Source organism: Novosphingobium sp., assembly GCF_030696665.1.
Lineage (GTDB): Bacteria > Pseudomonadota > Alphaproteobacteria > Sphingomonadales > Sphingomonadaceae > Novosphingobium.
In genome coordinates, this window is record NZ_JAUYRV010000046.1 from 189,668 (window position 1) to 208,150 (window position 18,483).

The 18,483-nt window shown below is 60.2% G+C and carries 25 protein-coding genes and 1 riboswitch; of the genes, 16 read left to right on the plus strand and 9 right to left on the minus strand.

Features of this window, described 5'->3' with window-relative positions:
• The first annotated feature begins 47 nt into the window (after window positions 1-47).
• The 8 genes from Q8R81_RS13765 to Q8R81_RS13800 all read left to right on the plus strand — a co-directional run bounded on the left by Q8R81_RS13765 (window position 48) and on the right by Q8R81_RS13800 (window position 5,142).
• Window positions 48-1,181, plus strand: a complete 1,134-nt coding sequence (locus Q8R81_RS13765) for a PQQ-dependent sugar dehydrogenase (protein WP_305618732.1) — start codon at window positions 48-50, stop codon at window positions 1,179-1,181.
• Between the two features lie 96 nt (window positions 1,182-1,277).
• Window positions 1,278-1,967: a pyrimidine 5'-nucleotidase gene (locus Q8R81_RS13770; protein WP_305618734.1), complete on the plus strand. Its 690-nt coding sequence runs from the start codon at window positions 1,278-1,280 to the stop codon at window positions 1,965-1,967.
• A 46-nt stretch (window positions 1,968-2,013) separates the two neighbouring features.
• Entirely contained in the window at window positions 2,014-2,847 is an 834-nt protein-coding gene (dapD, locus tag Q8R81_RS13775) for a 2,3,4,5-tetrahydropyridine-2,6-dicarboxylate N-succinyltransferase (protein ID WP_305618736.1), read from the plus strand.
• A gap of 124 nt (window positions 2,848-2,971) precedes the next feature.
• Window positions 2,972-3,130 (plus strand): hypothetical protein, encoded by a 159-nt coding sequence (locus Q8R81_RS13780; RefSeq protein ID WP_305618738.1) that lies wholly within the window; start codon window positions 2,972-2,974, stop codon window positions 3,128-3,130.
• 27 nt (window positions 3,131-3,157) lie between these two features.
• Window positions 3,158-3,511 (plus strand): hypothetical protein, encoded by a 354-nt coding sequence (locus Q8R81_RS13785; RefSeq protein ID WP_305618740.1) that lies wholly within the window; start codon window positions 3,158-3,160, stop codon window positions 3,509-3,511.
• A 35-nt stretch (window positions 3,512-3,546) separates the two neighbouring features.
• Complete coding sequence (locus Q8R81_RS13790) at window positions 3,547-3,984, plus strand: cupin domain-containing protein (RefSeq protein WP_305618742.1); 438 nt, start codon at window positions 3,547-3,549, stop codon at window positions 3,982-3,984.
• A complete protein-coding gene (locus tag Q8R81_RS13795; RefSeq protein ID WP_305618744.1) occupies window positions 3,984-4,385 on the plus strand; it encodes a DoxX family protein in 402 nt (133 codons plus the stop codon). The genes Q8R81_RS13790 and Q8R81_RS13795 overlap by 1 nt, the downstream gene beginning before the upstream one ends.
• 4 nt (window positions 4,386-4,389) lie before the next feature.
• On the plus strand, window positions 4,390-5,142 hold the full coding sequence (locus Q8R81_RS13800) for a sulfite exporter TauE/SafE family protein (RefSeq protein ID WP_305618746.1): 753 nt from the start codon (window positions 4,390-4,392) through the stop codon (window positions 5,140-5,142).
• On the opposite strand, the gene Q8R81_RS13805 is transcribed toward Q8R81_RS13800, so the two are convergent.
• Window positions 5,124-5,732, minus strand: a complete 609-nt coding sequence (locus Q8R81_RS13805) for a GNAT family N-acetyltransferase (protein WP_305618748.1) — start codon at window positions 5,730-5,732, stop codon at window positions 5,124-5,126. The genes Q8R81_RS13800 and Q8R81_RS13805 overlap by 19 nt on opposite strands.
• Window positions 5,733-5,827: 95 nt before the next feature.
• On the opposite strand from Q8R81_RS13805, the gene Q8R81_RS13810 reads away from it, so the two are divergent.
• Window positions 5,828-6,133 (plus strand): alkylphosphonate utilization protein, encoded by a 306-nt coding sequence (locus tag Q8R81_RS13810; RefSeq protein ID WP_305618749.1) that lies wholly within the window; start codon window positions 5,828-5,830, stop codon window positions 6,131-6,133.
• Window positions 6,134-6,357: 224 nt separating this feature from the next.
• Window positions 6,358-6,645, plus strand: coding sequence for a hypothetical protein (locus Q8R81_RS13815; RefSeq protein ID WP_305618750.1), 288 nt, complete (start codon window positions 6,358-6,360; stop codon window positions 6,643-6,645).
• A gap of 129 nt (window positions 6,646-6,774) precedes the next feature.
• Here Q8R81_RS13815 and Q8R81_RS13820 read toward each other — a convergent pair whose 3' ends face one another.
• From Q8R81_RS13820 to Q8R81_RS13830, 3 genes are all read right to left on the minus strand, one after another.
• Window positions 6,775-7,161 (minus strand): hypothetical protein, encoded by a 387-nt coding sequence (locus tag Q8R81_RS13820; RefSeq protein WP_305618752.1) that lies wholly within the window; start codon window positions 7,159-7,161, stop codon window positions 6,775-6,777.
• Between the two features lie 60 nt (window positions 7,162-7,221).
• Window positions 7,222-7,617 (minus strand): nuclear transport factor 2 family protein, encoded by a 396-nt coding sequence (locus tag Q8R81_RS13825; RefSeq protein ID WP_305618754.1) that lies wholly within the window; start codon window positions 7,615-7,617, stop codon window positions 7,222-7,224.
• A 65-nt stretch (window positions 7,618-7,682) separates the two neighbouring features.
• The gene (locus tag Q8R81_RS13830) at window positions 7,683-7,889 is read right to left on the minus strand and encodes a cold-shock protein (RefSeq protein WP_084277208.1); all 207 of its coding nucleotides are present in this window, start codon (window positions 7,887-7,889) and stop codon (window positions 7,683-7,685) included.
• A 248-nt stretch (window positions 7,890-8,137) separates the two neighbouring features.
• Between Q8R81_RS13830 and Q8R81_RS13835 the strand changes: the two genes are divergently transcribed.
• Entirely contained in the window at window positions 8,138-8,608 is a 471-nt protein-coding gene (locus Q8R81_RS13835) for a YaiI/YqxD family protein (RefSeq protein ID WP_305618757.1), read from the plus strand.
• Between the two features lie 65 nt (window positions 8,609-8,673).
• Window positions 8,674-8,808, plus strand: a complete 135-nt coding sequence (locus tag Q8R81_RS13840; RefSeq protein WP_305618759.1) for a hypothetical protein — start codon at window positions 8,674-8,676, stop codon at window positions 8,806-8,808.
• A gap of 62 nt (window positions 8,809-8,870) precedes the next feature.
• Here the strand turns inward: Q8R81_RS13840 and Q8R81_RS13845 are convergent, their stop codons facing one another.
• Complete coding sequence (locus Q8R81_RS13845) at window positions 8,871-9,371, minus strand: hypothetical protein (RefSeq protein WP_305618761.1); 501 nt, start codon at window positions 9,369-9,371, stop codon at window positions 8,871-8,873.
• 131 nt (window positions 9,372-9,502) lie between these two features.
• On the opposite strand from Q8R81_RS13845, the gene Q8R81_RS13850 reads away from it, so the two are divergent.
• Entirely contained in the window at window positions 9,503-10,009 is a 507-nt protein-coding gene (locus tag Q8R81_RS13850) for a hypothetical protein (RefSeq protein WP_305618763.1), read from the plus strand.
• 11 nt (window positions 10,010-10,020) lie between these two features.
• Here the strand turns inward: Q8R81_RS13850 and Q8R81_RS13855 are convergent, their stop codons facing one another.
• The 4 genes from Q8R81_RS13855 to Q8R81_RS13870 all read right to left on the minus strand — a co-directional run bounded on the left by Q8R81_RS13855 (window position 10,021) and on the right by Q8R81_RS13870 (window position 15,128).
• Complete coding sequence (locus Q8R81_RS13855) at window positions 10,021-10,689, minus strand: trypsin-like peptidase domain-containing protein (RefSeq protein ID WP_305618765.1); 669 nt, start codon at window positions 10,687-10,689, stop codon at window positions 10,021-10,023.
• A 100-nt stretch (window positions 10,690-10,789) separates the two neighbouring features.
• Window positions 10,790-12,670, minus strand: coding sequence for a phosphomethylpyrimidine synthase ThiC (gene thiC / locus Q8R81_RS13860; protein ID WP_305618767.1), 1,881 nt, complete (start codon window positions 12,668-12,670; stop codon window positions 10,790-10,792).
• A 50-nt stretch (window positions 12,671-12,720) separates the two neighbouring features.
• Window positions 12,721-12,828: riboswitch (TPP riboswitch) on the minus strand.
• A 51-nt stretch (window positions 12,829-12,879) separates the two neighbouring features.
• Window positions 12,880-14,400 (minus strand): NAD(P)/FAD-dependent oxidoreductase, encoded by a 1,521-nt coding sequence (locus tag Q8R81_RS13865; RefSeq protein WP_305618768.1) that lies wholly within the window; start codon window positions 14,398-14,400, stop codon window positions 12,880-12,882.
• A gap of 140 nt (window positions 14,401-14,540) precedes the next feature.
• Complete coding sequence (locus Q8R81_RS13870) at window positions 14,541-15,128, minus strand: DUF2585 domain-containing protein (RefSeq protein WP_305618770.1); 588 nt, start codon at window positions 15,126-15,128, stop codon at window positions 14,541-14,543.
• Window positions 15,129-15,231: 103 nt separating this feature from the next.
• Between Q8R81_RS13870 and crtY the strand changes: the two genes are divergently transcribed.
• The 3 genes from crtY to Q8R81_RS13885 are packed head-to-tail and all read left to right on the plus strand — an operon-like array spanning window position 15,232 to window position 18,481.
• Complete coding sequence (gene crtY / locus Q8R81_RS13875) at window positions 15,232-16,428, plus strand: lycopene beta-cyclase CrtY (RefSeq protein ID WP_305618772.1); 1,197 nt, start codon at window positions 15,232-15,234, stop codon at window positions 16,426-16,428.
• Window positions 16,425-17,903: a phytoene desaturase gene (locus Q8R81_RS13880; RefSeq protein WP_305618774.1), complete on the plus strand. Its 1,479-nt coding sequence runs from the start codon at window positions 16,425-16,427 to the stop codon at window positions 17,901-17,903. Before crtY ends, Q8R81_RS13880 begins: the two co-directional genes overlap by 4 nt.
• Window positions 17,900-18,481, plus strand: coding sequence for a TIGR00730 family Rossman fold protein (locus tag Q8R81_RS13885; RefSeq protein ID WP_305618776.1), 582 nt, complete (start codon window positions 17,900-17,902; stop codon window positions 18,479-18,481). Before Q8R81_RS13880 ends, Q8R81_RS13885 begins: the two co-directional genes overlap by 4 nt.
• Window positions 18,482-18,483 lie beyond the last annotated feature (2 nt).

Below are 18,483 nucleotides of genomic sequence, written 5' to 3' on the forward strand. Positions count from 1 at the left end.
ACGAAAAGGTTGTGGCACAAGATGCGGTTGAGGGCATTGTAGAAGGCATGACGAATCCGATCCTGCGCTCGCTATCGCCGCTCACCCTGCTCCTCGCAAGCTGCGGCACTTCTATTTCTGCCCAAGACAAGGCGCCAGAGGCCGCAGGCATCGCGGTGACTGACGTTGCGACATTCGACGAACCTTGGGCAATGACCTTCCTCCCCGGCACCGAAATGGCGCTGATAACCGAGAAGAAGGGCGTGCTGAAATTGTGGCGCGAAGGGTCGGACAAAGCCGTAAACGTCTCCGGAACGCCGAAGGTCGCCTATGGTGGCCAAGGTGGGTTCGGCGATGTGATCGCCGCACCGGATTTCGCAACGAGCGGCATGGTCTATCTCAGTTGGGCTGAACAGGGTGATGGCGATACGCGCGGCGCAGTCGTCGGCCGGGCCAGGCTGGTCATGGGTGACGCGCCGAAGCTGGAAGGCCTCAGCGTGATCTGGCGGCAGTTCCCCAAGGTCAGCGGAAAGGGGCACTATTCCCACCGCATGGCCTTTTCGCCAGATGGCAAGTATCTCTACGTAACCTCGGGTGACCGGCAGAAGTTCACGCCAGCACAGGATCTGACCGCCAACCTCGGCAAGGTTTTGCGGCTGCTGCCCGATGGCACCCCTGCCCCGGAAAATCCGATGGCAACCAAAGGCGGCGTGACCGCGCAGATATGGTCCTTCGGCCACCGCAACCTGTTGGGCATCGCGTTTTCGCCCGATGGACGGCTGTGGGATATAGAACATGGGCCTGCGGGCGGTGACGAAATCAACCTTGTGGAGCCGGGCAAGAACTATGGCTGGCCAATGGTGTCCGACGGCGATCACTATGACGGCAAGCCCATCCCGCGCAACAGCACCCGCCCCGATCTTGCCCAGCCCGCAATCAGCTGGAATCCGGTGATCGCGCCGGGCAACATGATCTTCTACACCGGCAAGGCTTTCCCGCAGTGGCAAGGACAGGCGCTGATCGCCGGTCTTGCCAGCGGTGGCATCGTTCGCGTGGGAATTGAAGGCGCAAAGGCGAAAGAGCTTGAACGCATCGACCTTGGCAATCGCATCCGCGAAATCGAGCAGGCTCCTGACGGATCGATTTACGTGCTGGAAGATGGCGAAGGCGCAAAGCTGCGCCACATCACGTTGAAGCCATAGGGGCAACCCATAGGGCAAGGTGGTAAGCCCGCTTGCGTGATGGTATGCGCCTGATCGCAAGCGGCATTCCTGCCGCGCGCGTGTGCGAGTTGCCCGATGCCTTTCGATCCCTATTGCGTCGATTGCTGGATCTTCGATCTGGACAACACGCTCTATCCCCCATCCACGCGCCTGTTTGACCAGATTGACGAGCGGATGGGCCAGTTCATCCAGAACCTGCTCGGCTGCGACGCGACGGAAGCGCGGCGCGTGCAAAAGCTCTATTTCCACGATCACGGCACCACGCTTTCGGGTCTGATGCATTATCATGCGACCGAACCGTACGAATTCCTCGGCTTCGTTCACGATATCGATATGACCCCGCTGGCAGCCGCGCCGCGCCTTGCCGATCGTCTGGCAGCGCTGCCGGGACGCAAGCTGCTCTTTACAAACGGCGACGATGCCTATGCCGCCAAAGTCCTTGCCGGTCTGGGGCTGGAGGACAGCTTTGAAGGCGTGTGGGACATCCACGCCATGCAATACCGGCCAAAGCCCGAGCCTTCGGCCTACATCTCCATGATCGAAGCTTTCGGGTTCACACCTGAAACGGCCGTGTTCGTTGAAGACATGGCGCGCAATCTGGCCCCGGCCAAGGCGCTGGGGATGCAGACCGTGTGGCTGGACCTTGCCACAGATTGGGGTGATCGCGCCAAAGACGATGCCGCCATCGATGTGGTGGCAGACGACATCGAGAAGTGGCTGGATCACACGCTGGCGAGCCTTGCCGATCCTGCTTCGCTAAGCTAGTGGCCGCGCAATTTTGTTCCATACCGATTGCCCACGGAGAAACACCATGACCCAGCTCGAAGCCGCCGTTGAAGCCGCCTGGGAAGACCGCGCGAATGTAACGCCTGCCAGCGACGCCGTGCGCGAAGTGGTGGAAGCCGCGCTCGAACTGCTGGACAGTGGCAAGGCGCGCGTCGCCGAAAAGGTTGGCGGCGAATGGCAGGTCAACCAGTGGCTCAAAAAGGCCGTGCTGCTCTCGTTCCGCCTGAACGACAATGCCGTGATCGAACATGGCGCAGGTGGCGCTCCGGCGTTTGACAAGGTGCCTTCGAAGTTTGCCGGGTGGGGCGAAAACCGCTTCCGTGATGCCGGTTTCCGCGTTGTTCCGGGCGCTGTGGCGCGCAAGGGTGCGCACATCGCCAAGGGCGTGGTGCTGATGCCAAGCTTCGTCAACATCGGCGCCTATGTCGATGAAGGGACGATGGTCGATACCTGGGCCACCGTCGGCTCGTGCGCGCAGATCGGCAAGAACGTGCATATCTCGGGCGGTGCCGGCATTGGCGGCGTGCTCGAACCGCTGCAGGCCGGCCCTGTCATCATCGAGGACGGCGCATTCATCGGAGCGCGTTCGGAAGTAGCCGAAGGCGTGATCGTCGGCGAAGGCGCTGTGCTTTCGATGGGCGTCTATCTTGGCGCTTCAACCAAGATCGTCGACCGGGCGACCGGCGAAGTCCACATTGGCCGCGTGCCGCCATATGCCGTTGTCGTCCCCGGTGCCCTGCCCGGCAAGCCGCTGCCCGATGGCACGCCTGGCCCGTCGCTCTATTGCGCGGTCATCGTCAAGACGGTTGATGCGCAGACCCGCAGCAAGACCGGCATCAACGAGCTTCTGCGCGACTGATCCGGCGGCCTTCTCCATCGTTCCGGCCCGCTTGTGCGAACCCGATTGTTCGAACATCACCGGAACAGGGGGCTTCCCCAAGCGTAGACTCGGCAAGTTCCGGGAATGCATAAGGAGAAGCTCCGTGGAAAAGCATGGCCAAGAGACGCACATCACCACAGAAGAAGCGCGCGGCGGGGAAACCTCCAACATCATGCGCTGGGTTCTGGCCGGTGGCCTGTTCCTCGCAATCGGGGCGCTGACGATCATCTGGGTCACCGGCGCGCTGATTACGCCGCAGTAATAGCAAGCAGTTTAACGGCAGGTTGGCATGACAATCGGATGGAAGCTCACCCGCGAATGTCGTGACACCCTGCTGGAGCAACTGCCGCCTGCCTACGCCCGGGTTGTCGCCGATCATGTGACGCTCTCAATTGTCGGCGATACATCGCCACCGCCTGTTGAAGAGGCAAGAATTGTCGGGCGGGCAGACGATGGTGCAGGCGTTGAAGCGATGGTCGTGGCGGTCAACGGCTCGACAGCACGGCCCGATGGAAAAGTGTGGCACGTTACTTGGTCCCTCGCAGCGGACCGCACGCCCCGCGAAAGCAATGACATAATCGCCGACTTTGGCTGGACGTCGATTGCGGAGTGCACCCTTGTTCTGGAACCTGCGGTGTGGTGATTGACATGCCAATCTCCCGGCGCAAAACCCAAGCGATGCTCACCGCCGAAGATCTGATCGACAAACTCGGCCTCTCGCTACACCCTGAAGGCGGTTACTATCGCGAAACGTGGCGCGCGCAGGCCGCACCCCACAAGCGCCCTGCCAGCACCGCAATCCTGTTCCTCCTGCGCACGGGGGACCGTTCGCACTGGCACACCGTCGACGCGGACGAGATCTGGATGTGGCAGAGCGGTGATCCGGTCTTGCTGGAAATCGCCGAGGACGATGCTGCTTCGCCCGTACAGCGATTCCTCGGCCCGGAAATCGATGCCGGGCAAACTCTGCAAGGCGTCGTGCCAACAGGGCAATGGCAGGCGGCCAAGGCTGTGGACGGACCGCACGGTTACGCGCTGGTATCGTGCGTAGTCGCCCCCGGATTCGATTTTGCGGGCTTTACGCTCGCCCCGCCGGAATGGAACCCCGGCGCGTGATGCGCGGCATGCTTCGGGCGATCCTTGCGCTGTTCTACTTTGCGGCAGGCGTCATCCATATCATTGCGCCCAAACCATTTCTGTCAATCATGCCCACATGGGTTCCGGCGCCCGAGGCCGTCGTGTTGCTGACCGGAGTTGCCGAACTTCTCGGCGCAGTCGGGTTGATCCAGTGGTTTTCCTTGCCGCTGCGCAAGGCGGCGGGCACCGGGCTGGCGCTCTATGCAGTCTGCGTTTTTCCCGCCAACATCAACCACTTCATTCTCGACATGGCGCGCCCCGATGGCGGCCTTGGTCTTGGCTATCATGTCCCCCGGATGTTCGTGCAACCATTGCTGGTGTGGCTTGCACTGTGGTGCGGTGGGGTGACGGACTGGCCCTTGCGCGGCCGAGCGACCTAGGCCCATGCTGCTTGCAGATCCGGTAGTTCTCGCCGCCTGCGTTGCGGGCGTCATCCTTGTCGGCATGGCCAAAGGCGGGTTTTCAGGGCTTGGCGCGCTGGGTACGCCGGTAGTGGCGCTGGCGCTGCCACCGTCCATCGCTGCGGCAATTCTGCTCCCCATCCTGATCGTGCAGGACGTCGTCAGCGTCTGGGCATTCCGCCATTCGTGGGACAAGTGGATCGTCGGCTGGATGCTGCCCGGCGCAGTTCTTGGCATCGCCATCGGCTGGGCAATGGCGGCAATGATCGACGAAAAGGCGCTGATGGGCGTCCTGGGCAGCATCACCCTATTGTTCGGTGTATACCGACTGTGGATCGAACGCGGTGGGCGCGTGGCGGCGGCGTCCACATCGCCCGGCTGGGTCGGTGCACTGTTTGGCATGGCCACCGGTTTTACCAGCCAGGTTGCCCACGCTGGCGGGCCGCCGTTCCAGATGTGGGTCACCCCGCGCAAGCTGCCACATCTCTCCTACGCGGGGACCAACGCGATCCTGTTTGCCGCGATCAACTGGTTCAAGGTGCCCAGCTACCTTGCCCTTGGCGCGTTCACGCATGACGTGCTTATCGCCGCGGCCCTGCTTGTGCCGCTGGCCATCGCCACCACACTGCTATCGGTGCGCATCGTGAAAGTGCTGAAGCCCGAAAAATTCTATGTGATCATCTACCTGCTGATGGTCCTGCTGGGCGCGCGACTGATCTACGCTGCCGTCGTCTGAGTTGGCCGCGTCATCGTCCAGAAGCGTGGACCATCACCGGCGACATGCCACGTGTCGATCACTTCAAACCCCAACGTGCGGTATAGACCGACATTGCTTTCCGTCGCCGTCTCCAGAACGGACGGCAGCCCGGCAGCGTCAACTTCAGCCAGCCCCGCGCGGATCGTCAGCCCGCCCAGCCCTTGCCCTTGCCAGTCCGGCCGCACCGCCGCCATGCGCAGGTAGAATTGCTGTTCTCCCTTCGGCAAGTGCTGCTCGATCGTCCGGTCAAGCCGCTCTGCCCGCATCACCGCCGTCCCCAGCATGGCGAGGAAGCGCATCATGGCAGCCGGCGTCAGCGGCGCATGTTCGTGAACCGCGCCCGGCGGACGCCACAGCGTTACCGCCTCGGCCCCCGGCGTGCCCAGCGCCATGCCGTGCCGCAAGTGATCCTCAAACGTCCAGCGCATCAAGGGTGGCAGCCGCCGCGCGCGCACGTCATCATCCGGGAACAGCCAAGTCATCGCCGGATCGCCCATAAACGCAGCTGTCAGCGTGGCGGTCGCCAAATCCGCATCAGCGGCTCCCAACCTGACAATGGTCCTGTCCATAGTGCCCGTTCCCATTCTGCCCCATCCTGAAGCGCGTTTTGCTGGCATTCGCTGCGACACCATGCCACCGCCCGAGCAGAAACATGGAGGAAATCATGAGCGACGACGAAGATTATGTCTACGACGAGGACAGCGGTGAATGGATGGCAGCATCCGATCTTGCGGCAAAACGTGCTGCTGAAACCACCATCGAAGTGCGCGATGCGGTGGGCAACCTGCTTGCCGACGGTGATCAGGTCACGCTGATCAAGGATCTTGAAGTCAAAGGCGCAGGCCAGACCCTCAAACAGGGGACGCTGATCAAGTCGATCCGGCTGACTGGCGATGCGCAAGAGATTGACTGCCGCTACCCCGGCATCAAAGGGCTGGTCCTGCGCGCCGAGTTTGTTCGCAAGCGCTGACTTTTGGTCTCTTGGCGCATGCGTGCATACGTAACAATGCACAGGTCCGGTGCCTCGCAAATCACCTAACATGCTGATTTTAAGCGGGGGTTTCGCAGATTGCAGATTGTGCAACTGGGCGGTCGGCAAATACAATTGCCGCGTTGCACACATACAGTATGCTGCAATGCAACAAGATAAGGGTGCTGAAGGTAATCTTTCCTTATCTTCCAGGAGACATTACCATGATCAAGTCTGCAATCGCTCTCGCCGCTGCCGTCCTCGTCGCCGCTCCTGCCGTTGCTGCAGAAGCTGAAGCCGGTTCGTTCACCTACCAGGGTGTGAAGTACGATTACACCGCTGAACAGCAGGGCGACGTCAAGGTTCTCAAGGGTTCGGCCTATGCCGGCAAGGTGCCTTTCGAACTGCGCGTGTCCAAGCGCACCGTCACGGGCCGCTTCAACGGTCGTCCGGTAACCTTCGACGTCAAGGACGTGAAGCCGATCGCCAGCAAGGCTGCTGCCAACGATTGACTGCACCGCAACACGGGAATGCCTCGCCAGATGGCGAGCGTCGCAAAACCCGTGAACCGCGCCAGCATGTTGCTGCGCCGGTAAGGATCAAAAGGGCGCTTCCGGTTGCGGTTGCGCCCTTTTCCTTTTCTACCGGGTTGGCCCACCCATCAGTTTGACTTCCAGCCCACTGCCCGGCTCCTTGGCTTCGTGCCGGTCGATGACCTCCTCGATCCGCGCCTGAACGGCGACCTCGTCTGCGTCGCGATCAATCGGATAGCGCGCAACGATCATGCCATCGTCCATGCTGGTCACACAGATGTAGCGAATGCGCGAACGGCTCGCGAGTTCGTCCAGATCGATGCCGTCAGCCAGCGTCCACGATTTGCCCCCGTGCGAGTGTATCGCGCGCTGGCAATGGCGGCATACTGACAACAGCATCCCACCCTCGCCGCGAGCCTTGCGCGTGACGGGTTGATGAATGCGGGTGTACCAGCATTGCGTCAGCGTTTGGGACGTCTGTGGACGGATGAGCATGGCTGCGACGATGCGCGCCTATGGTCAATTTCCGGGAAACAGCATCATCCGGCATTCTACCTAGGCCAGCGTGACGAAGATCTCCGCTACCAGCAGCCATGCGCGGTCATATCGCCGCCACTTGGCCGCATAGGTTCCGCCCGCAATCTCGATGCCCGAGCCATCGGCAATGCCCTGCCAATGACCATGCTCCATCGCAATCGGCTCGACCGGCGATGCGATCACGCTTTGCGTTATGCGGGTATAGATCGTGCGCGGCGTGGCACCAAATTCGCGCTTCCACGCAGCAAGCTGAGCTTTCCGCCCCGCTATCACCGCGCTGTCGGTGCCGGTGACAAGTATCGCATCAGGCGCGAGAAACTGCCCGATAAACGACAAATCCGCCTCCGCCAGCGCGCGATTGAACGCGGCGCGGCGAAGGCGGATTTGCAGTTCAGCTTCAGAGGCGAAGGTCATCCTTGCGCATTGGCAGGATGCAGGGGCTTTGAACAGCCCGGCTCTAACGCCTCAAAAGTGCTGGATCAGGCCGAAGCGAGATTTACAGCCGAAGCCTTGCCATTGCGGCCGGTTTCGACTTCATAGCTCAGGCGCTGGTCCTTATCGAGCGAAGCCATGCCGGCAGCCTGAACGGCCGAGATGTGAACAAAGCTGTCCGCGCCGCCGTTGTCAGGCTGAATGAAGCCATAGCCTTTTTCGGTGTTGAAGAATTTTACGGTGCCTACTGGCATGGGAGTTCCTTTCAAGAACGATGGTTGCCCGGCTGCGAAAGTGCAGACAGGCCGTGCGTCAAAATCGTCAATTGAAAGGAAATCGTCGTCAAAAGCCGCAGCCGCACCGAAATGCAGAAGCGGGAGTTTCTGCCGAAGTCCGTCGCAAAATTCGACGTCAGCGACCGCCGGTTAGCAGGTTGAATGTGATCTGGCGAATGTATTCGGCAGGCGGTGGCGCAAAACAGGTCGAGCCGCTATGACGCGGCATGAACGAAGTTGTGCAAGAGCCGTGCCTGACCATCCTCGTCGATGGCGATGCCTGTCCGGTAAAAGACGAAATCTACAAGGTGGCTTATCGCCGCAATGTGCCGGTGGTGGTCGTCAGCAATTCACCCTTCCGCGTGCCGGTGCATCCGCTGGTGCGGCGCGTGGTGGTGAGCGATGGGTTTGACGCTGCTGATGACTGGATCGCAGAGGCGGCCCACGCAAAGGCCGTAGTCATCACCGCCGATATCCTGCTCGCCGACCGCTGCCTGAAGGCTGGTGCGAGCACGCTCTCCCCATCCGGCAAGCCCTTCACAACCAGTTCCATCGGCAGCCAGATCGCAACGCGAGCGATCATGGCAGACTTGCGCGCTGGCGGCGATATCATCGGAGGCCCGGCACCCTTCTCCAAGAATGACCGCTCACGCTTCCTCTCGGCGTTGGATGAGATACTGGAGCGTCTGGCGCGTTAGCGTTCGCTATTGGGGCCTGAAAGGTCTAACCTGCAGGCCGGGCAATCGCCCCAAGGAGAACGATAATGGCGAAGAGCCAAAAGAAGTCGAGCAAGGAAACCCGCAAACCAAAAGCGGAAAAGCCCAAGAAGCTCAATGCCTCCAACCCATCGCAGAAGACAGGTGTGGTTGCCGGTCTGGACAACATGAAAAATACCTGACGCGCGCTATTCGCGTTGCCAAGACCCTGCCCCTCCCACGAATGGGAGGGGGTTGGTCGAGCTTAGCGGCAGCGCACGTTGTTGTCGCGATTGTTGCGATTATTCCGATTGTTGCGATTTCCGCTGTCAATCGCAGCACCGGCTGCAGCGCCACCGATGGCTCCGATTATGGCACCCAAGGGCCTGCTGTCGCCCGGCGCGATGATCGCCCCAAGCGCCGCTCCGCCAACGCCACCGACGATCAATCCGGTCGATCCGTCCGAACGGCGGCAATAGTAGCGATCGTCACGCCCGCGATAGACGCGGTCGTTGTTTGAAAGCTGACGTTCGCGATACTGGGAGTTGTTGCGATAATACCGGTCAGCTTCGTACCGGTTGCCGTATCGCGGATCGGGCCGATCATAGTCATAGCGGCCATTCTGCTCGTAGTATCCGCGATCATAGTAGCCCCAATCACCATTCCCTTGGGAGTAGCCGGGCCGGTCGTAATAACCATTGCTGGTGCATGCGGCGGTCAGCGAGGCTGCAGCGGCCAGCGCGGAAAACATCAGGGCCTTGTTCATGGCCGACATCCTTTTTGAAAGGTGACGCCAAAACGGCGCCTTGATGATCAGGCAATGGTCGGCAAGGCAGGACGTTCCCCGCAGCACATTTTGTGCAGCGCACCTTGCCCGCACGGTCTCTCCGCAATAGCATGGTCGGCATCATGGGCTTTATCTCGTTCCGCTCCCGCCTGCGCGCCTTCCAGACGATGCGTTGCGATCCGCCCGATCCGGGGTTCATCGCCGATCTCGAATTTCTGGAAAACCGCGATCTTGACCTTTCGATCCGTCTCGGTGCGATGCTCGGCTTCAATGCCTTGCTTATCACCATCGGCACGCACCCGATTTCGGCCAGTCCCGGCGCGCCGCTGTCGCTGGATGCGCCAAGCCAGCCTGCCTTCGTGCTGGCAAACATTGTCGCGCTCATTCCACTGGTGATTTCATGCGCCTTTGCGCTGCGCGCAATGCTGCTGGGCGAGGAGTTTGATACCGACGGACTGGACGGCGACGCCGCATTGCGCCAGCGCCTGTTCGCCACCTTCATTCGCTCAATCGATGCCCAAGCGCGTTTGCTATACCACGCTGTGCGATGGACCTTGGCAGGCGGCGCGCTCAACCTGATGCTGTGGGCAGCCATTTTGGCCACTAAGGTGTTCTGAAATTAAACATATCAAAAAGAATAACGGCGAATACTCGGCCATATTCCGTTAATAAAAGCTCCAATTGGGACAACCTGAATCAAACCACTGTTTGCTTCAGAAAATGTATTTTCAACTATATTTTTATCCCCGTTCTCTCTCTTGTAAACTCGGCTGTGCCGTTCGTCCTCCCACCGATACGAAGATATTATTCCCACTAAAGATGCCCCTAGTTCGGTCATCTTAAACAGTGGTCCGCCAGAAAATCCGGGATTGTTAAATCCATCTAAGATTATGAGATCTAAATCTCCCTGCTTTATAACACCGCTGAAGAATGCAGTCCTCACTAAAGGGCTAGGAAACGCCAATCTGCCCGGTAAGGTGCTTGAAATTCCATGCGGATATCCAAGGAATTTTAACTCTTCACCTAAGTCTAAAACGCCGCCCATTTGCGTGTCTTTTAGATGCTCAACGCAAACCCCATCTACTGATATCGCACAAATATCGTAACCGCTTTCGCATTCAAAATATGCAACTACGGAAAAGAAATTTTCTTCTGCATTCGATATGATTTGAATACTATCACCTACTTGAATGCCACTAAATATGTGACAAGCTGAAACTATAACAGTTTTACTGTCAATTGTAACTAAATAACCAGTTCCTCGATTTTTTCCGTAAGCAACATTGATGGTCGACATTGTTTGATTCGGACCAATTTGAAATTTATTCAACATTGATTAATACCTCAAACCTGCAGTTGTAGGGTGAAAGAGATTTCTCATTCACCCTACAACGGCGTCAATCGTGCTCCCGCCCGCCCGATCCGATGTAGAGCTCGCGCCCCATCTCGTCGTACTTCTCGCTCATCGCCTTCATCCCGGCTTCCGCCTCAACCTCATTGGCAACGAAGGTTTCAACGCCTGCATTCTGCTTGGCGGCGAATTCGCGCACTTCCTGACTAATCTTCATTGAGCAGAACTTCGGACCGCACATGGAACAGAAGTGCGCAGTCTTGGCGCCTTCGGAAGGCAGCGTCTGGTCGTGGTACTGCTCCGCCGTTTCGGGATCGAGCGACAGGTTGAACTGGTCACGCCAGCGGAACTCAAAACGTGCCTTGCTCAGTGCATCGTCGCGGACTTGCGCTGCCGGGTGGCCCTTGGCGAGATCAGCCGCGTGCGCAGCCAGCTTGTAGGTGATCACGCCAACCTTCACGTCATCGCGATCCGGCAGGCCAAGGTGTTCCTTGGGCGTCACGTAGCAAAGCATCGCCGTGCCATACCAGCCGATCTGCGCAGCGCCGATGCCGCTGGTAATGTGATCGTAACCCGGCGCAATGTCGGTGACCAACGGCCCGAGCGTATAGAACGGCGCTTCGCCGCACGCTTCAAGCTGCTTGGTCATGTTCTCCTTGATCTTGTGCATCGGCACATGGCCGGGGCCTTCGATCATCACCTGAACGTCTTCTGCCCAGGCCCGCTTGGTCAGCTCGCCCAGCGTATAGAGTTCAGCAAACTGCGCTTCGTCGTTGGCATCATAGATTGATCCGGGACGCAGACCATCGCCCAGCGAATAGGCCACGTCATAGACCTTCATGATCTCGGTGATCTCGTCGAAGCGTTCATACAGGAACGATTCCTTGTGATGCGCCAGACACCACTTCGCCATGATCGACCCGCCACGGCTGACGATCCCAGTCATGCGCTTTGCGGCAAGCGGGATGTAGGGCAGGCGCACGCCAGCATGGATCGTGAAGTAGTCCACGCCCTGCTCGGCCTGTTCGATCAGCGTATCGCGGAACACTTCCCACGTCAGGTCTTCGGCCACGCCGCCGACCTTTTCCAGCGCCTGATAGATCGGCACGGTGCCGATCGGCACGGGGCTGTTGCGAATGATCCATTCGCGGGTGTCGTGAATGTTGCGGCCGGTCGAAAGGTCCATCACCGTGTCCGCACCCCAGCGGATCGACCAGACCATCTTGTCCACTTCGTTGGCAACGTCAGAAGCTACAGCGGAGTTGCCGATGTTGGCGTTGATCTTCACGAGAAAGTTGCGGCCAATCGCCATCGGCTCGGATTCAGGGTGATTGATGTTCGAAGGGATGATCGCCCGCCCGCGCGCCACTTCATCGCGCACGAACTCAGGCGTTACGTAATCGGGGATCGAAGCCCCCCAATCCTGCCCATCGCGCACCAACGCTTCCAGCGCCTGCTTGCGGCCAATGTTTTCGCGGATCGCCACGTATTCCATCTCGGGCGTGATGATACCCTTGCGGGCATAGTGCATCTGGCTGACGTTCTGCCCTGCCTTGGCGCGCAGCGGACGCTTCACCACATTGGGGAACGCCGGAACACCCGCCGAACGATCCGGCCCCTTCAGCCCGTTGTCCTCCGGCTTGATTTCGCGCGCGGCATAATCTTCCACATCACCGCGCGCCATGATCCAGTCACGGCGGAGCTGTGGCAGGCCGGTGGCGATATCGATAGTGACGTTCGTGTCCGTAAACGGCCCTGAGGTATCGTAAACCCGCACCGGCGGCTCACCGCTGGAAGGTTCAAGCGAGATTTCCCGCATCGCCACCTTCACATTGGGGAAGCGCAGGCTTTCAACATGAATCTTGCGGCTGCCACGGATCGGGCCGGTGGTAACCCCGATCTCCAGCTTCGAATTGATGTCGGCCATATGCGCGCTCCTCTTCGCAGCGGATGAGGAGCGGGCCTTTAAATTGCTCTGTAAAAGCAGGCCTCCCTCCCTCCGCCCGTGCTAACGGGTTCAGGTTCGACGGGTCGGGCTGCGTGACCAGCCCCTCTCAGCCAACACAGGCTCCCCGGGGTATGCCATTCCAATACGCAGGTTTGCCGCGCGGAGCAACCGGCCTTTGACGCCAAAGGCTATTCCGCCGCCTCGGCCATGCCCGCTCCGGCCCGCACGCCGTCATAGACAAACTCCTGCCCTTCCAGATCAATGGCCGGAATGGCATTGCGCTCCAGCCAGTAGTTCTGGTTGTGCCGCCATATGTCTCCAGCCCCCCGCTTGGGCAGCTTGTCCATATCGCGCATCAGGTAGCCGGGGTTGAAGTTGTCAGCCTCGATCCACGGCGCGATCTCCATGCCCTCGTCCTCATCACGGAACGCCGCCTCCACCTTCTTTGCGCCGCGGGCATCCATGTGGCGCAGCAGCCCGCAGACAAAGTCTCCGACAATATCCACCCGCAACGTCCAACTCGCGCGGAAATAGCCGAAGACCCAAACCATGTTGGGAACGCCGGTGAACATCATCCCGCGATAAGTCACCGTATCGCCCCAGTTAATAGCCTTGCCGTCAACCTCGAACGGAATGTCGCCCAACACTTTCAGGTGGAACCCGGTGCAGGCCACGATGATGTCCGCCTCCAGCAATTCACCGGAAGCTGTCAGAACGCCTGCGTCGGTGAACCGGTCGATGGTGTCGGTAACGACCGAGGCATTGCCCGCCACCACGTGCTTGAACATGTCGCCATCGGGCAGTTGCGCCAGCCGCTGCTGCCACGGACGATAGCGCGGTGTGAAATGCGGCTCGAACGCGAAATCCTCCCCCGCGTAGCTGCGGATCAGCGTGCGCAGTTCCTCGGCAATTACCTCAGGCTCCTCGCGGCTGCGGCGGTCCAGTTCGTAGAAGTTATGGATATAGTCCTGCCGCACCACGCGGTGAACGGTCGGCTCGTCAATACCGATGGCGCGCAGCCGGTCGGCCAGCTCGCTCACGTTGGGCGCGCAATAGAACCATGTGGGCGAACGCTGCAGCATCGTCACCGTCGCTCCTTCATCGCACAGCGCCGGTACAATCGTGGCTGCGGTCGCCCCCGATCCGATCACCAGCACCCGCTTGCCGGAAACGTCGGTCGCCGGATCCCACAACTGCGCGTGGACGAACTGGCCTTTGAAGTCCGCAACGCCCTGCCACTCCTTGGGGATATAGGGCACCTGGTGGTCATAATAGCCCTGACACATCCACAGGAAGTTCGCGGTGAACGTGGCGTTGCTGCCATCCTTGTGCACCGCCTCCAAAGTCCAGCGGTTTGCCTCGCTACACCATTTCGCGCTCGTGATCGTATGGCCATAACGGATATGCTGGTCGATCCCGCCTTCCGCGATCACCTCGCCCATGTAATCGAGGATCGCCTGCGCACTGGCAATCGGTGCGCCGACCCACGGCTTGAACCGATAGCCGAACGTATAAAGATCGCTGTCTGACCGCACACCGGGATACTTGTGCGTCTCCCACGTGCCGCCGAACGTGTCCTTGCTCTCGATGAGCGCATAAGTCTTGCCGGGACACTGGTCCTGCAAGTGCCAGGCAGAGCCGATGCCAGAGATTCCGGCCCCAATGATCAGAACGTCGAAATCGCCGCCCGAACGTGCTTGTTCGCCCATCTGTCCTCTCCATGATCCGCTCCTGCTGTGCAGGACTGGTCCGGCCGTTCTCGGCTCATGCTGGAAGGTGACATTGATCGCTATGCAGCCGCAACCTGATGCGCCCGGCAATGAGGCGATCCGTCAAGAAAATCAGACGTTCAGCCCGCCGCCTGCCATTCGCGCACCGATTCCAGCGGATAGGCCAGCATCAGCACATTCAGCGCCAGATTGTCCCGGATCATGGCCAGCGTGAACATTTCGAACACCAGCGCCATGCCCACCGTCACCATCGCCGGAACCCGCGCCGCGAACAGGAACCCAAGGCTCATGAACGCCATGTCGCAGAACGAGTTCAGCACGCTGTCCCCGGAATATCCCCACGAGACCGTCACCGCGCGATAGCGGTCAATGATGATCGGCGAGTTCTCAAGTATCTCCCAAGCACCCTCGACCAGCACCGCCAGCGCCAGCGCCCAGCGCGGCGAGAGGGCCTGCAACCCAAACCGCCGCCACAAAAGATGCGCTGCGCCATAGAACAGAAAACCGTGGATCACGTGGCTGAAGCTGTACCAATCGGCAATCTGCTGGCTGTTCTCCGCCGATTCCACCACCCCCTGCCACAACCGGATCGTGCCACACTCGCAGATTGGCGGGCGGTGCATGCCCAGCAGGATGATCACGATACCCAGCGCCACGCCCGCCGCCGCAATCTTTCCGGCGCGATCCGGCAGCAGTTCAATTTTCATGCGTCTTCATTCCCCATCCCGTCCATGCCCTTTCTGACGGGTCGTTCGCCAAGCCACAAGCCTGTGGTTGCACCGGCAACCGCATACTCCTAAGCGCTGTGGCATGAGTTTGCGCAATTGCGACATAGCGATCCTTGGAGGCGGACTGGCAGGCGGGCTGGTCGCGCTCTCGCTGAAACAGGCGCGGCCCGATCTGTCGATTGTTCTTGTCGAACAAGCCGATACAATCGGTGGCCATCACGTCTGGTCCTTCTTCGGGACCGACGTTGGCAAGGCTGGCCGCGAACTGCTCGATGGCATGATCGTTGCCGCCTGGCCCGAATACACCGTAAAATTCCCGCAGTACGAACGCCGCCTCAAAACCAGCTACTATTCGATCACTTCTGCCCGCTTTGACCGGATCGTGCGGGAACGCCTTGCCAATGATACGATCATCACCGGCATCAGAGCGCTCGCCTGCAGCGCCACCTCGGCCACGCTGTCCGACGGCACCCGGATCGAGGCCGGGGCCGTGATCGATGCGCGGGGCCTGCGCCACGTTGGTGACCTTACGGGCGGGTGGCAGAAGTTCGTCGGCAGGCGTTTCCGGCTCGAAGCCCCGCACGGCCTTGAGGTGCCCATCGTAAAGGACGCCACTGTCGAACAGATTGACGGTTACCGCTTCGTCTATTCCCTGCCCTTCGCAGCCGACGAAGTCTTCGTAGAAGACACCTACTATTCCGATGGCCCCGCGCTCGATGTCACCGCCGTGCGCGCCCGGATTGACGAATACGTCGCTGCACGCGGCTGGAAAATCGCGGAAGTGCTTGACGAGGAACAGGGCGTACTCCCCGTTGTGGCCGGCGGCGATTTCGGCGCATTCTGGCGGTCGAGCGGCGGCAATGTGGCACGTGCCGGCGTCCGCGCAGGGCTGTTTCAGGCCGTTACCAGCTACTCGCTTCCCGATGCGGTGAAGTATGCCCTCGCCCTTGCCCGGCAACAGGATTTGAGCGGCGAGGCGCTCGCACAATTCAGCGAAGCATGGTCGCGCAAGCACTGGCAGCAGTCCGCCTATCTGCGCGCGCTGTCCGCGCTCCTGTTTGCAGGCGCTGAGCCGCACTTGCGCTATCGCGTGCTCGAACGCTTCTACAGTCTGCGCCACGGCTTGATCGAACGCTTCTACGCCGGTCGCAGCACCACGCTCGACAAGGCGCGCATCCTCGCTGGAAAGCCCCCGCTGCCGATCACCCGTGCCCTCGGTGTGCTCACCGGTCTCGGCGCGCGGCCCAAACACCTTTCGAATTCAGGAACCAGAACATGAAGCGTGCATGCGTAATTGGCTCGGGTTTCGGCGGTCTCGCCCTTGCCATCAGGCTCCAGTCGGGCGGCGTGCAGACCACCGTGGTCGAAGCGCGCGACAAGCCGGGTGGCCGTGCGTACCACTGGCAGAAAGATGGCTTCACCTTTGATGCCGGCCCCACCGTCATCACCGATCCTTCGTGCCTTGAAGAACTGTGGGCGCTCAAGGGCCACCGTCTGTCCGACGATGTCGAACTCATGCCGGTCATGCCGTTCTACCGCCTCAACTGGCCCGATGGCACAAACTTTGATTATTCAAACGATGATGTCAGCCTGAAGGCTGAAATCGCCAAGATCAATCCGCAAGATGTCGCGGGATATGAAGATTTTCTGGAATACTCCGCAGGTGTTTTCGAGGAAGGCTACGTCAAGCTTGGCGCCGTCCCGTTCCTCGATTTCGCCAGCATGCTCAAGGCCGCCCCGTCGCTTGCCCGCTATCAGGCATGGCGCTCGGTCTATTCGGTCGTGTCCAGCTATGTGAAAAGCGAAAAACTGCGCGAAGCCTTCAGCTTCCACAGCCTGCTCGTTGGTGGCAATCCGATGACCACGAGCGCGATCTACGCCCTGATCCACAAGCTGGAAAAGGACGGCGGCGTATGGTGGGCCAAGGGCGGCACCAACCGCCTGATCGAAGGCATGCTGACCCACTTCCAGCGCATTGGCGGCGAAGTGCGGATGGGCGATCCGGTGGTCCATGTCGATACACTGGGCACGCGCGTAACGGGCGTTGAAACCAAAAGCGGCTGGTCCGGCAAATTCGATGCCGTCGCCTCCAACGCCGACATCATGCATTCCTATCGCGATCTGATGCCCGACAACACCCACGCGCAACGCCGTGCAAAGTCCTTGGGCAAGAAGCGCTATTCCCCCAGCCTCTTCGTTGTCCACTTCGGGCTTGAAGGCACATGGCCGGGCATTCCGCACCACATGATCCTGTTCGGCCCGCGCTACAAAGGCCTGCTGGACGACATTTACACCCACGGCGTGCTGCCGGAAGATTTCTCGATCTACCTCCACCACCCGACCGTTACCGATCCGTCAGTCGCCCCGGAAGGCAAGAGCACGTTCTACGCGCTGGTCCCGGTGGCCAACATGGGCAAACTCCCGGTCGATTGGGACGAAGTCGGCCCGATCCTTGAAAAGCGCATCCTTGATGAAGTGGGCCGCCGCCTCATCCCCGATATCCATTCGCGTATCGTAACGAAGTTCCATTACGCTCCGGCAGACTTCAAGACCGACCTGTCCGCCCACCTCGGCAGTGCCTTCAGCCTTGAACCGCTGCTCACGCAAAGCGCATGGTTCCGCGCACACAACCGTGACGATGCGATCTCGAACTTCTATCTGGTCGGCGCTGGCACCCATCCGGGCGCCGGAATTCCAGGCGTGGTCGGCTCTGCCAAAGCCACAGCGAAACTGATGTTGGAGGATCTTGCGTGAAACGTCTCGCCGTCTACTGCGGCTCTGCCTCGCCGGTCGACACTCGTTACGTCACGCTCGCACGCGAAATCGGGCGGGAACTCGCCCGGCGCGGCATCGGTGTCGTCTATGGCGGCGGACGGCTCGGCCTGATGGGCGCGGTCGCTTATGGCGCGCTTGATGCTGGTGGCGAAGTCATCGGCGTTATCCCGGAAGGACTCGTCAATTCCGAAGTCGCCAACAACGATTGCACCGCACTCCACGTCGTCTCCGGCATGCATGATCGCAAAAAGCGCTTTACCGACCTGTCGGACGGCTTCCTGACCATCCCCGGCGGCGTCGGAACGATGGACGAATTGTGGGAAGCGGTCAGTTGGGCGCAACTGGGCTATCACGCCAAGCCGGTGGGCCTGCTGAACGCGTTCGGCTTCTATGACCATCTGCTGGCCTTCAACAATCACATGATCGACGTTGGCTTTATCCGCCCCGCCCACGCAAACATCATCATCGCCGAGCCTGACCTCGATCTGTTGCTCGCCCGCATGGAAGCACACGTTCCGCACACCCCGATCTTCGCGATGAAGGCTGACGACCTGTAATT

Coding starts and splice junctions, on each gene's coding strand:
- Q8R81_RS13795 (WP_305618744.1), top strand. CDS start 3,984: ATGCGCGGCATGCTTCGGGCGATCCTTGCGCTGTTCTACTTTGCGGCA.
- Q8R81_RS13865 (WP_305618768.1), bottom strand. CDS start 14,400: ATGGGCGAACAAGCACGTTCGGGCGGCGATTTCGACGTTCTGATCATT.
- Q8R81_RS13765 (WP_305618732.1), top strand. CDS start 48: ATGACGAATCCGATCCTGCGCTCGCTATCGCCGCTCACCCTGCTCCTC.
- Q8R81_RS13840 (WP_305618759.1), top strand. CDS start 8,674: ATGGCGAAGAGCCAAAAGAAGTCGAGCAAGGAAACCCGCAAACCAAAA.
- Q8R81_RS13800 (WP_305618746.1), top strand. CDS start 4,390: ATGCTGCTTGCAGATCCGGTAGTTCTCGCCGCCTGCGTTGCGGGCGTC.
- crtY (WP_305618772.1), top strand. CDS start 15,232: ATGAGTTTGCGCAATTGCGACATAGCGATCCTTGGAGGCGGACTGGCA.
- Q8R81_RS13835 (WP_305618757.1), top strand. CDS start 8,138: ATGAACGAAGTTGTGCAAGAGCCGTGCCTGACCATCCTCGTCGATGGC.
- thiC (WP_305618767.1), bottom strand. CDS start 12,670: ATGGCCGACATCAATTCGAAGCTGGAGATCGGGGTTACCACCGGCCCG.
- Q8R81_RS13815 (WP_305618750.1), top strand. CDS start 6,358: ATGATCAAGTCTGCAATCGCTCTCGCCGCTGCCGTCCTCGTCGCCGCT.
- Q8R81_RS13770 (WP_305618734.1), top strand. CDS start 1,278: ATGCCTTTCGATCCCTATTGCGTCGATTGCTGGATCTTCGATCTGGAC.
- dapD (WP_305618736.1), top strand. CDS start 2,014: ATGACCCAGCTCGAAGCCGCCGTTGAAGCCGCCTGGGAAGACCGCGCG.
- Q8R81_RS13810 (WP_305618749.1), top strand. CDS start 5,828: ATGAGCGACGACGAAGATTATGTCTACGACGAGGACAGCGGTGAATGG.
- Q8R81_RS13805 (WP_305618748.1), bottom strand. CDS start 5,732: ATGGACAGGACCATTGTCAGGTTGGGAGCCGCTGATGCGGATTTGGCG.
- Q8R81_RS13785 (WP_305618740.1), top strand. CDS start 3,158: ATGACAATCGGATGGAAGCTCACCCGCGAATGTCGTGACACCCTGCTG.
- Q8R81_RS13855 (WP_305618765.1), bottom strand. CDS start 10,689: ATGTCGACCATCAATGTTGCTTACGGAAAAAATCGAGGAACTGGTTAT.
- Q8R81_RS13825 (WP_305618754.1), bottom strand. CDS start 7,617: ATGACCTTCGCCTCTGAAGCTGAACTGCAAATCCGCCTTCGCCGCGCC.
- Q8R81_RS13820 (WP_305618752.1), bottom strand. CDS start 7,161: ATGCTCATCCGTCCACAGACGTCCCAAACGCTGACGCAATGCTGGTAC.
- Q8R81_RS13830 (WP_084277208.1), bottom strand. CDS start 7,889: ATGCCAGTAGGCACCGTAAAATTCTTCAACACCGAAAAAGGCTATGGC.
- Q8R81_RS13845 (WP_305618761.1), bottom strand. CDS start 9,371: ATGAACAAGGCCCTGATGTTTTCCGCGCTGGCCGCTGCAGCCTCGCTG.
- Q8R81_RS13870 (WP_305618770.1), bottom strand. CDS start 15,128: ATGAAAATTGAACTGCTGCCGGATCGCGCCGGAAAGATTGCGGCGGCG.
- Q8R81_RS13790 (WP_305618742.1), top strand. CDS start 3,547: ATGCTCACCGCCGAAGATCTGATCGACAAACTCGGCCTCTCGCTACAC.
- Q8R81_RS13880 (WP_305618774.1), top strand. CDS start 16,425: ATGAAGCGTGCATGCGTAATTGGCTCGGGTTTCGGCGGTCTCGCCCTT.
- Q8R81_RS13850 (WP_305618763.1), top strand. CDS start 9,503: ATGGTCGGCATCATGGGCTTTATCTCGTTCCGCTCCCGCCTGCGCGCC.